The organism is Paenibacillus sp. YN15 (assembly GCF_003285005.1).
GTDB lineage: Bacteria > Bacillota > Bacilli > Paenibacillales > NBRC-103111 > Paenibacillus_AR.
The window spans coordinates 1-12341 of record NZ_QMFA01000073.1 but is presented as its reverse complement, the minus strand read 5'-3'; the positions used below and the strand labels follow the sequence as shown (position 1 = coordinate 12341).

The following is a 12341-nucleotide window of genomic DNA, read 5'->3' as shown; positions in this document are numbered from 1 at the left end:
CCGCCAGTACCCTAGGGTACTGGAAATCGGTTCAAGACAACCTTCAAGAAATACTATACGAGGAGAGGCTAATATGCAAATTTCAAAATTGCACTTGAAAAACTTTAGAAGCTTCGGGGATGAAGGTACAACGGTCTCTTTGAATAAGCTTTCGGGTTTTATTGGAGAAAATTCCTCAGGCAAGACTGCATTAATACATGGTTTGGTTAAACTCTTTGGTGTGACTTCTCATGAACGTACACTAGAAAAGTCTGATTTTCATATTCCAAAACAAGTTAAAGCAGACACTATGAAAGAATTGTCTTTATTAATTGAAGCCAGAATTGATTTTCCAGAATTGATGGAAGACACAAACGATGTTTTGAGCCGAACGAGTATTCCCCCTTTTTTTAATCACCTCGTAGTTCGTGATACTGCTGAGGCACCTTATTTGCGTGTAAGATTAGTTGCAAAGTGGACTGCAGATAATACTCCCGAAGGAGAAATTGAACAGAAGCTATATTTTGTTACTGTTGCTGAAGATGTTGACGAAACAGAAGAAGACCTGGTTCCAGTTACACCGCACCAACGTTCAACAATTCAAGTCCTATATGTTCCTGCTGTAAGAGAACCATCTGCTCAGTTACGAAATGCTTCAGGAACAATACTTTGGAGAATTTTAAATAACATTTCTTGGCCAGATGATATTAATGATTCCATTAAAGCAAAAATGGAACCTGTGAATGAATTATTTGATGGTATTGATGGAGTTTCACAAATAAGAAGCGTCATCGGAGAAGAATGGAAAAAATACCACAAGGATGCTAGATATCAAGATGCGAAATTGCAATTTAGCAGTTCGACACTCGCCTCGATCCTTAAGAAGATTGAAGTTTCCTTTTCTCCAACCCATGATCTAGGTGAATACAGCGTGGAAAAACTCGGAGATGGTCTCAGATCTCTGTTTTATCTTTCTATGGTCTCATCTTTGCTCGAAGCTGAAATAAAAATAACCGGTAAATCTAATGCGACCCTAACAGTTCTCGCGGTAGAAGAGCCGGAAAATCATATCTCGCCGCATCTTTTGGGTAGAGTAATGGAAAACTTAAAGGATATTTCTCATAAGTCAAATGCTCAGGTTGTTTTAACTTCACATAGTGCCTCCATTATTAAACGGATTGATCCGGAAAATCTAGCCCATTTGAGAGTTGATCAGACGAATTTTACTACACTAGTAAAGAAAGTGATTTTGCCTGGTAAGGCATCAGATGCATTTACATACATTAAAGAAGCTGTAAGGGCCTACCCTGAAATTTATTTTTCTAGATTAGTAATTCTAGGTGAGGGGGATTCAGAAGAGATCGTAATTCCCAGAGTACTATCGGCTTATGGAATACAACCTGATGATTATGGGATTTCTATAGTTCCTCTTGGGGGAAGACATGTTAACCATATGTGGAAATTACTCAATGAATTGAATATTCCACATATTACTTTGTTGGATTTGGATCGTGAACGAGGTGGCGGTGGATGGAGCAGAATTAAGTATGCACTCAAACAGCTACTGTTGAATGGTCGGAATCGTGAGGAATTACTAAAGGTTTGGTATAACGAAGGAAATACTCACAGAGAAGAAATTCTAACTGAAGATCAGCTTGAAGAATTTGATAACTACCCAATGACTCCAGAATGGGTAGCTTCAATGAATAGCTTTTGGTTGCCGAGACTAATGGAAGATAAATATAATGTTTTTTATTCGGCTCCCCTTGATTTAGATTTTCTTATGTTAGAAATATTTCCGGATGCATATAAGAAAACAGTGCCGCGAGGACCCAATTTCCCGGATCGCACTGAGTTCCCTGAAGAGTATACGGATAAAATTAGAGGCGGTATTACTGCAGCATTAAAAAACGAGAAGGCAACAGGGTATACTTTTACTCCAGAGCAGCATGAGCTTATGGTCTGGTATAATACCTTATTTCTTGGACGCAGCAAACCGAGTACACACATTGAAGCCCTTTTAAAGATCGATAATGATGACTTGATGATTTTCATGCCTGAGCTTTTTAGTAAGCTAGTTATGAGAATAAAAGAAATACTGCAAAAGGAAGAATAGGTTATGTCATATAACAACCCAGAGAATTGGAATCCGTCAGAAGGAATTATTTTAGAGCCCGCGGCAGCATTAGCAGTTAAATCCGAATTAAACAATCTTATTTTAGCTGGTCCAGGTGCAGGGAAAACAGAGTTGTTAGCCCAACGTGCCTGTTATTTATTACAAACAAATTTATGTCCATCTCCGCAAAAAATCCTAGCTATCAGTTTTAAGACAGATGCTGCGGAAAACTTGAAAAAGAGAGTAGAACTAAGGTGCGGAAAAGAACTCGCTAAAAGGTTCGAGTCTAGAACATTTGATTCATTTGCTAAACAATTATTAGATCATTTTCGATTAGGGTTACCAGATATTTATCGTCCCGCAAAACATTACAATATTGTAACTTCTCAAAGGGAACTACGGGATATAGCTACTGGCTACATAAGTGAACGTCATCCAAATCAGCCTAACTGGCAGCATGAAATTAACTTCAATGTTTTATTTAGACGTTTGTCTGAAGTTGAATTGCCTGTTTTTGATAACGGGGAAGATATATACACTTGGCTTATAGTAAAGCTTTGGGATATCATGGTTCACGGAAGAGGGGGATTTCCTAGCACTTTAACTTTTCAAATGATTTCAAAACTTGCTGATTATTTGCTCAAACAAAATCCACTAATTAAAAAGGCGATTCAGATGACTTATAGTCACGTTTTTCTGGACGAATTCCAAGATACAACTTATCTTCAATATGAATTGGTAAAGACAATTTTCTTAGGTTCTTCAGCAATAATGACAAGTGTAGGAGATGATAAACAAAGAATCATGGGGTGGGCTGGCGCCCTTTCCAATTCTTTTGAACAGTTCAGATTAGATTTTAATGCTAATCCAATTGAATTAACACGTAACCATAGGTCTGCTCCAAGATTAGTAGAAATACAGAATGTTATGGCAAAGATAATTAACGAAAATGCTACGGATGCTACAGTTTCTAGCCAACACAGTGAGTTGGAAGGAGTGTGTGAGGTTTGGAATTTTCAAACTCACATAGACGAGGCTATTTTTGTAGCGTCAAGTGTAGCAAAAAGAATTCAACAAGAGAATGTGACTCCACGAGACATTTGCATACTTGTTAAGCAACAAGAACATATATATGCAAAAGCCATAATTGAAGAGCTGGAGCAACAAGGTATATATGCAAGAATCGAAAAAGAATATCAAGATTTGCTGGCAGAAGAGTGTATTCAACTGATTATTGATTTCCTTAATTTAGCAACTTTAGAAAGGAATCATGATTCCTGGGTGAGAGTTTCGGAAATTCTCTCTTTTGCACAAGGATTCGATCAAGATCAGGATCAATCGAAAATATTGAAAATGGAATCCGAGCTTAGTGCGTATATTAATCGAATAAGTCGTGAAATCAACCAAATGGTAAATGACGAAAGGTACTGTAGACGAAATATTGGGAATGTGATTAATGGTTTCTTTTCGTTTATTGGATTGGAAAAGTTTTTCCGTTTATATCCCAAATATGCTAAAGGGACTTTCTTTAATCAGTTAATTGATAATGCGACTGAAAAACTTGCAGCGGCCTACTTGAAACACTCAAATTGGAATGATGCCGTCTCCGATTTCTTAGGGTTGCTAAGTATACCTATAATGACAATCCATAAGAGTAAGGGCTTGGAATACGATACCGTCATATTTCTGGGGTTAGAAGATGATGCATTTTGGAGCTTTAAATCGCAGAGGACTGCCGATATGTGTGCATTCTTCGTTGCATTGTCGAGAGCAAAGAAACAATGCTACTTTACTTTCAGTGAGTCCAGAGAAATTTTGCATTATGGAAATGTTCAAGTGAGACCTCAGTTCAGTCGTAATATTTCTTCTCTATATCAGATACTGCAAAATGCAAACGTTGAAGTCAGAAATATTACGGAAAGTTAACCAGTAGAAGATAGGTGATAAGAAATGAAAATTTGGGGTATTGATCTATCCGTAATTATTGTGGCATTGGTGACTGCGTATATAGGATATCAATTCAATCTTCGTTCCAAAAAAAGAGAGACATTTCTAAAGGAATTAGGTGCAAGCTACAACGAAATCTATTCTCCAATGTTTGAGCAACTATCACTAATTATTGAGACAGAAGAGAAATCCGAAAAATTAAGGATGATCGGTATTTTTGTTCAGGAATATTCAAATAAGGATTCAAAAATCCGTTTAATAGCTTCATCGTTTATATTGGACTACTTTCACAAACTTAAGAGAGTTTATTTTAAATATATACAAGAAGAAAATAGGGTAAATGAACGTGAACTTTTAGAAATGGTAAATGGACTCTATTCTATGATTGAAGATGAATACTGGAATGCTCATGATATTATTTACGAGGATCATAAGCAATTTATCAGTGACACATTTAGCAATCCTTTCTTCGTTATACTTTCAAATATATTTAGAATTGTCTATCACTTTTCAGTATTTGTTTTTTGGATTAGTGTAGTTATTCTTTATTTTACCATTACCCAATTGATCTCACCTGTTGAATGGTTCCCAAAATGGTGGAATATCACTAATGCGTTTTTATTTATTCTTTTGGCAATCATGTTTATGGGGATTATGATGATGTTCAAAGAAATCTTAATAAAGAAAAATAGAAGAGAGAGCAAGTTTGTAAAAAATTTAAAAAAGAAAATAAAAAGATTTTTTGTTAAAGTAAGTAATGGTGAAGAAAGAACATCTTAGTCGTCATCTTTGGACGTCATGTTCTGCTTTACTTTCTATTTGCATGACGTTTACCTTTACCTGCCGCATTTTCAAGTCTTCATTGATATCTTTACTTTGGGGTGCTTCAACATATGCTTTGTAGCCTAAATCCTTATACTTTTGAGCAAATAAAGCAGCAGCCTCCTGCCCCCAATTAGGGGCGGGACTGCCGTTATGATAGGTGGCAAATTCATCATTGTCCAAACAAAAGACAATCTCCTTCATTTCATACAATCCCAGGAATCGTTCTAAGGCCTGGTCAGACAAGCAACCAAGTGAAATGTAGTGGTCTGCTGTCCAGTCCTGGCCCTTTAATTTGAGGAGACTCGCTCGACTCATGGCATCAATCGGTGATTCACAAACGTAAACCCTTTGGCTGTTACCCGCGATATGGAAGGGATAGCTTTTATCCGAATGCTCACAATCTTGCTTGAACGGGCGTTCGGGTCTGATTCCACGTAAGGAGCAATATTTCGCCGTTCCAAACTCGTCATAGCCGACAAAGACGCAATTGCTAGTTTTGTCCTGCTGGTACAGCTTTTTTTCATGCATGAGTCGAGAAACAATGTCTGCCTCAATACAACGGATGTGAGTCAAGTACCATGCTATGCGGCGGTAATTGGAAGCCCTGTCAGGTAAAATAAGCTGTCCCCGTTCTCTCGACGCAGAGATAGGAGTATGCGCTTCAAGATTTGCTCCCAATAAATGTGTCACCGCCTCTCTAAAGCTCATTCGCTCGAATTGCATCAGAAAATCGATGGGCCCGCCGCGGCTATCAGTTGAGAAGTGGTAATATTTATTACTGTCTCGAAACAGATACAGACCACCGCTTTGCTTGGCATGAAGGGCGCGGCGTCCACCATTTTCCAACTGGTAGCCGCAGGATTTAACCAATTCCATGAGATTGATTTGGTTCGCCTCGTTAATTTGCTCTTTCGTAAAAGGGAGTTTACTCATCCATATATCCCTCCTGCTCGTTGTTACCTCCAATGAATAAAGCTATAATGAAACTATGAAGAATTCTCCAAAAGGGGCGATGAACCCGCATATGGACGATCATAACCAACAGGATCAGGAGCAGCCGGAGGGCATTCATCAGCCTCATGATACGGCGTACAAATACCTGCTCTCCTCCAAAAAGCTTTTTGTGCAATTGTTGCGCTCGTTCATTCAAAAGGGCTGGGTGGATGAGGTGAATGAAGCCAATCTGGAACCGGTTCCTCATTCCTTTATTCATCCTGATTTCAAGAAGAAAGAAGCCGATCTGGTGTATTCGGTGCAGGTGAACGGTCAGGAAGTGTTGTTTTATTTCTTGGTGGAGCTGCAATCCAGAGTGGATTACCAGATGGCGTACCGGCTGTTATTGTATCAGGTTGAGGTGTGGCGATTCTGGATGTCCAAGCAGGAGGAAAAGAAAACGAAGCAAAAGGGCTTCCGCTTACCGCCCATCGTGCCGATTGTGCTATATAACGGCAAACGGCGCTGGACGGCCAGCCGCCAATTTCGTCAGGTCATCGCCCGGGAGCAGTTATTCGGAAGTCAACTAATTGATTTTGAATATCTCCTTATTGATGTGGTACGATACAAGCAAGAAGACCTGTTGGAGCTGACCAATACCATCGGAGCCGTGTTCTATATTGATCAGGCCCGGGATAAGAATGAATTACTGAACCGTCTGGAACAGTTAACGGATATTGTGAAGGTGCTGCCGGAGGAAGAGCGGGATCGCCTATTTACCTGGATGGATCGGATTGTGTCGCGAAAGTTGCGCGGAAGCCGGAAGTCCATTACGGAGTTTATTCATAAAACGGGAGGGACGACCATGAGCTTGGAACAAACCCTGGATGCCATTGAACGCAAGGCCAAGAAGGAAGGCATAAAAGAGGGCATGGAAAAAGTAGCTAAACGTATGCTGGCAGAGGGCGTGGATGTATCGCTTATTTCCAAAGTGACGGGCTTCCTGCCGAAGCAAATTGAGCAATGGCGATCATAAGTGCGAATGCAGCCGTTCCGTGAGAGCGGCATTTTTTGTGTTCTGTTGCTCATTGTTCTCGTTCCTCATGAAAATCTTCTCCCGGTCCATCTGCTGTTTCCTCATCATTCACCTCTGACATGATTACTTGTCCCTGTAATTCCTTAAATTCCAGCGCCGAATTGATCTCAGATTGCCGTGCCACGAGTCGCTGAAGCTGTTCCTCACATTCAAATGGCTTCCCGATCTCCTTCTTCGCCGCTTCCAACTGCCTTAGTGTGTTCTCCTTTTGCTGCTGGGTGTCTTCCATCCGGGCAGGGATTTTCTCCAGCAGATGCTCCAATCGGGTAATGTTTCCCAGTGTGGATTCCCCCAGTTCAACGGTATAGGACACCTCGCCTCGCAGATGTAAGTTCACATGATCGAAGCCCAAACGAGACAGAAGAACATCGAAACCGCAAAACTGTCCTACTTGTACGGCCTGCTGCTCCAGCTCCGTGACTTTGGACAAGAGTAGCAGCACTTCCCCGGCTTGGGGGCGCTCCATGTACACCGTTCCGTCTAACGTGATGGAAAAATCCGCTTGCCTGTTCTGCTCGACTCGCTGCCAATCCGCGTTGTATTGCTCCAGCTTTTCTGCGCACGACGCGATCACCTGGGGATAGTGATGGTGAATCTGGCGCTCCAACGTGACCTGCTCGTTATGCCAATTAGTTTTGAGCAGCTTGAGACGAATCACTTCATTATCCACTTCCATCTTCTCCGCCAGCATCGGATTGCCCACTGCGACAGCCTTCACTTCGGCTGCGGACAACACGGTTTCGTCTGCATCCTGGCAGGAGCGGGAAATACTCTTGCCGGTCATGACCTGGGAGATGTAGCGCATTTTTTGCTCCTGGATTTGCCACAGGTATGAGTCGAACGTTCCCTTGGTCACGTAACGGAAAATCTGCACCACCTCGTTCCGATTCCCTTGCCGTATAATGCGGCCGTCCCGCTGGGTGATGTCGGAGGGACGCCATGGACAGTCCAAGTGATGGGCGGCGATGAGCCGGGTCTGCACATTGGTTCCGGTTCCCATTTTTTGCGTAAAGCCTAACAATACACGGACTTCGCCGCGGCGAACCTGCTCAAACAGAGCTTCCCGTGCCGCATCCGTATTCACGTCATGGATAAAGGCAATTTCCTGCTCCGGCACGCCGCGTTGAACCAGTTGATCCTTGATTTCATTATATACGTTGAACTGCCCCTGCTTCGGCGTTCCACTGTCACTGAAAATGACCTGGGTCAAGCGCTCAGTTTGTGTCTCCTGCCAAATCTCGAATACCTTCTCAATACAACGGTTCAATTTTGAGTCCGGCTCCACCGGAGCATTATCATGGATCAGCCGCGGGTCGATAGACATAAGCTTGGCTTCGTGGGTCAGCTTGAGCATGTTGTCCTCGCTGACATCCACTTCGTTATTACGGATTTTCTCCGCGCGCTCCACAAATTCATCCATCATCATCTTCTGGAAAGGGGAGCATTCGCTGACTACAATGGTTGCTTTCTCGCCCTCCAGCTTTGGCGTAGGCAGTCTGAGCATGTCGGCAGTTTGAATGTCGGCCACCAGCCGGAACATACTCATCAGCTCGGGTAGGTTGTGAAACCTGGCAAAGCGGGATTTCATCCGGTATCCGCTGCCCTCGGGGGTAATTTCCAGAGAGGACACCACCTCGCCGAAGGTGGCCGCCCAGTTATCGAAAAAGTTCAGGCCCAGCTTTTGCAGCAGCCGGGGCTGGAGATAGCGCTGCATCACATACATTTCCGACATGCTATTGCTGATAGGCGTGCCTGTGGCAAATACAACGCCGCGGCCTTGGTTTATCTCCTGCAGGTACTGGCATTTGAGCAGCATATCCGTTGCCCGCTGGCTGCTGGCCTTACCGATTCCGGCCACATTGCGCATTTTGGTGAAGGTGAAACAATTTTTGTACGCATGAGCTTCATCCACAAACAGCATATCCACGCCAAGCTGCTCAAAGGTGAGCAGATCGTCCTTTTTGCTTTCATTGGCCAGCCGTTCCAACCGGGATTTCAGGTTGTTTTCGAAAACGACCATCTGCTTGATGCTCCAGTTATCCCCCTTTTCTTTTTTCATCTGGTCGATCATACGGGAGACGTTGCGAATTTCAACCTCTAGAAGCTGCTCCTGTCGCTCCCGGGAGATGGGAATTTTCTCAAATTGGCTATGTCCGATGATGATGGCGTCATAATCGCCCATGGCAATCTTGGACACAAAGCGCTGGCGGTTGGCCAGGGCAAAATCCTTCTTCGTCGTCACCAGAATGTTGGCGGCAGGAAAAAAGCGTAAAAACTCGTTGGCCCACTGCTCCGTGAGATGGTTTGGTACGCAGAGCAAGGGCTTGTGAATGGCTCCGATTCGCTTCAAGTACATCCCCGCAGCGATCATGGCAGCGGTTTTGCCGGCCCCGACTTCGTGGGCCATGAGCGCAGTGCCGGAGTAGATGATGCGGGCCGCTACATCCTTCTGGTGCTTGCGCAAAGTCATTTCCTCGTTCATGCCCTGAAATACCAGATGATCGCCGTCATAGGTTCGGGGACGGAGGGTGTTAAACTTCTCGTTGTAAATGGCCAGCAGGGTGTCGGTGCGGTCCTTGTCCCGAAATAGCCAGGAGACAAAAGCTTCCTTCATTTGCTGCTGTTTGGCCCGGGCGATCATCGTTTCCTTGGCATTAATCACGTATTTGATTTGTTCATTGCCACCAGCGTCAAGGTAGGTCACAGGGTCGCGGACGGTAATGCTTTGCAGGTTCAGACTGCTTTCGTAAATCTCATATGCATTGGCCCGGCGGGTGCCGTAGGTTTGATTCACCTTGATGGAATCTCGCTCCAGAGATTTACCCGATATCCGCCATAGGTTGGTATATTCCAGGTAATCCACATCGACGGTTTGCGTGTTTTGCAGCACCTGAGCCGTACCGAAGGTTTCGTACATAAACTCCCGGTAATAGCGAACGGGAATCCATGGACTACCGATGCGAAAGTCGATGTCGCCAGGCAAAAGTGGCGGGGGTTGAACCCGGGTAAGGGCGGACACATTGCGCTGAAATAAATGAGGATGCTCCTGGGCCTTTAACACAGCATAGGCCAGTTTATCCTTCACATTGCCGGATAAGTATTCCTCGTCCAACTCCCAGCCTTCTTCTACGTCACCAGCGAATTTGAGCGGATTCAAGAAAATACGATCTCCTAGTGCCTCTCGCACCTCATCGGTGGTTTTGCCACACAGATGAGCAATATAGGGCAGGTCCACATGGAGCCGATGGTTGAGTGAGATTTGCAAGGCTTCCAGCGGATCGTCGGTATGCTCAGGCAAAGCGTTGACGCGGATGGTAGGCCGCGTAAAAATGGCGGCTTTGCTCCAGGTTTTCTCCGGCGTCAGGTCTTCGATGGAGCGCAACAGCGGCAATTGGTCGTCGTCGGCAAAGGCGGACGTATTAGTACGGTCATTGATGGGGCCGTATTGCAGGACGAAGCGGTCGTAAACTTGGTTTAGTGCTTGCTGGGCCCGCTCCAGTTCAGCCGGCTCATATCCGTATTCACTGGATTGAATCTGGATGAAATCCAGCAAAGCCGCTCTGATGTCACACAAACCCTTGATCCGTTCCGCTTTTTTGCCTTTGATGTCCTGGTGCAGCAATTCGCCGTTTTCACAGTAAAATATCCGGTCCTGTTCAACTACATAAGTAAAATTCTTTGTCCCCGGCATCACTTTTCTGACTTGCAATTCCTCTTCATCAATCGGGATGGAGAAAGGAGAGGCGTCATTCTGTTCCACTTGCTCCGGCAAAGCCGGAAAGCTTGCTTGCAATGTTGCCAGGGCTTGCTCCAGAGCCGAAATCAGGAGTTGGCCCTCGTGAGGAAGACAGGCACTGGTTTGTTCTGCGCCATACATTCCCCGATCCCAGGCCATGCGTCCCAGTACCATGTGAGGATGGGACAGGTAGTAGCGATTGACCGGCACGCCGTCAGCGGTTTCACCGATGGTTACCCATTCTGGCATATCATCCTTGGTCAAATGGAGCGGCTGTTCCCGTTTTTGCAGAAATACAATATCCGTTGTTACTGTTGCTCCGGCCAGCGACTGGAAAGTGGTATTGGGCAGGCGCACCATACCGATCAAGTCTGCTTGTTGCGCCAGGATCTGTCGGACAGTGGAATCTTGCTTGTCCATGGTGCCTTTGCTGACAATATAGGCCAGGATGCCGCCGGACTTGAGCAAATCCAGGGAACGGATAAAGAAATAGTCGTGAATGAAATAACTGCTGGTATAGCGCCGATCATGGATACGAATATTGTGAAACGGAATATTGGAGAACATGGCGTCAAAGCGCATCTCGCGCCAGTTCACCGTTTCAAACCCCTGCAGGTGAATCGTTGCTTGCGGGTAAAGCTGTTTGGAGATGCGTCCCGTGAGGGAATCCAGCTCCACGCCATGAAGCTCGGCCCCATCCCACTCCGGGGGCAAAACCGAGAAAAAATTGCCGGTTCCCATGGAAGGCTCCAGCAACCTGCGGCCGGCTCCGTCTGCCAGTCCAAAGCGTCGCAGCGTGTCATGGATCGGCCGGATCACCGCTTGCTCGGTGTAAAAGGCAGTGATGGTGGAGTTTCGAGCCGCCGCATATTCTTCCTCGTCCAGTAGTTGCTTCAGCTCCTGATATTCGTTCTCCCAGCCGGAAGCGGTGGGATGAAAGGCGTTGGCTAACCCGCCCCAGCCCACGTATCCTGCCAGGATCTGCTGCTGTTCCGATGTGGCTTGCCGCTGTTCAGCCTCCAACTGCTTAAGCAAACGAATGGCTTCCACATTGCGTTTGTACTTGCTTTTCGAGCCAGACACGTAAGGGGAAGCCTTCGGGTGGAAGCGGTAGTTGACAGCGGAAGGAACGCGGAAAGGGGATTCCAAAAAAGTGTCGGTTTTAGGCCGGACGGCAGGCAAAACAGAACCGTTTATCGGTGATTGGGCAGAGATATCTGTCTCTGGTCCGTTTTGCTTGATGTCTGCCGGACCATTGGTTTCGGCTCTTGTGTGACGAGTCTGTTGGCCTGTCAGTTGTTCCTCCATTTGGGTCGCATAATCGAACAGGGTCCATTCTGCTTCCTCCGGTGGCGGAAAAGGGGCGAATCGATCATCGTAGCGTCCTTCCCGGATAAGGCGCAGCACTATCGACGCCACTTTGTTCCAGGTCAGCGTTGCTTCCTGCTTGCCGCCTGCATCACTCCAGCCCAATTCGATGCCTTTGCTGGTTGTCATATACCGTTTCAGACCATTGCCCAAGTCGCTCCAGGCTCCGCCGATTCCGTAGGCGGTTTTCAAGACCGGCACAAGGTCGGCTGGCTTCGCTGGATGCTGTTCCGTCACAAAGCGGTACATTCGGGGCTTGATGACTTCCTTATCTCCTGGATTCCCGCGGAAACATAACGAGGCAATAAAATAGACCGACAAAAAGCCTTATAAATACTGGT

6 protein-coding genes are annotated in these 12341 nt (G+C 45.4%); 4 read left to right on the top strand and 2 right to left on the bottom strand.

Features of this window, described 5'->3' with window-relative positions:
* From DQG13_RS29800 to DQG13_RS29790, 3 genes are all read left to right on the top strand, one after another.
* Positions 1 to 2095 (top strand): ATP-dependent nuclease (locus tag DQG13_RS29800; RefSeq protein ID WP_258525942.1); only part of this gene is annotated, 2095 nt, incomplete at its 5' end.
* A 3-nt stretch (positions 2096 to 2098) separates the two neighbouring features.
* On the top strand, positions 2099 to 4021 hold the full coding sequence (locus DQG13_RS29795; RefSeq protein ID WP_113023839.1) for a UvrD-helicase domain-containing protein: 1923 nt from the start codon (positions 2099 to 2101) through the stop codon (positions 4019 to 4021).
* 24 nt (positions 4022 to 4045) lie between these two features.
* Positions 4046 to 4822 carry a hypothetical protein gene (locus DQG13_RS29790; RefSeq protein ID WP_113023838.1) on the top strand — a complete coding sequence of 259 codons (777 nt, stop codon included), beginning with the start codon at positions 4046 to 4048 and terminating at the stop codon, positions 4820 to 4822.
* Between the two features lie 3 nt (positions 4823 to 4825).
* On the opposite strand, the gene DQG13_RS29785 is transcribed toward DQG13_RS29790, so the two are convergent.
* Entirely contained in the window at positions 4826 to 5800 is a 975-nt protein-coding gene (locus tag DQG13_RS29785; RefSeq protein WP_113023837.1) for a DUF3991 and TOPRIM domain-containing protein, read from the bottom strand.
* A gap of 91 nt (positions 5801 to 5891) precedes the next feature.
* On the opposite strand from DQG13_RS29785, the gene DQG13_RS29780 reads away from it, so the two are divergent.
* Complete coding sequence (locus DQG13_RS29780; protein WP_113023836.1) at positions 5892 to 6836, top strand: Rpn family recombination-promoting nuclease/putative transposase; 945 nt, start codon at positions 5892 to 5894, stop codon at positions 6834 to 6836.
* A gap of 49 nt (positions 6837 to 6885) precedes the next feature.
* Here DQG13_RS29780 and DQG13_RS29775 read toward each other — a convergent pair whose 3' ends face one another.
* Complete coding sequence (locus tag DQG13_RS29775) at positions 6886 to 12201, bottom strand: SNF2-related protein (RefSeq protein ID WP_220094469.1); 5316 nt, start codon at positions 12199 to 12201, stop codon at positions 6886 to 6888.
* Positions 12202 to 12341 lie beyond the last annotated feature (140 nt).

Bases quoted from the DNA above. Each gene is read 5' to 3' on its own strand.
- DQG13_RS29790 (WP_113023838.1), top strand. From the start codon at position 4,046: ATGAAAATTTGGGGTATTGATCTATCCGTAATTATTGTGGCATTGGTG.
- DQG13_RS29785 (WP_113023837.1), bottom strand. From the start codon at position 5,800: ATGAGTAAACTCCCTTTTACGAAAGAGCAAATTAACGAGGCGAACCAA.
- DQG13_RS29795 (WP_113023839.1), top strand. From the start codon at position 2,099: ATGTCATATAACAACCCAGAGAATTGGAATCCGTCAGAAGGAATTATT.
- DQG13_RS29780 (WP_113023836.1), top strand. From the start codon at position 5,892: ATGGACGATCATAACCAACAGGATCAGGAGCAGCCGGAGGGCATTCAT.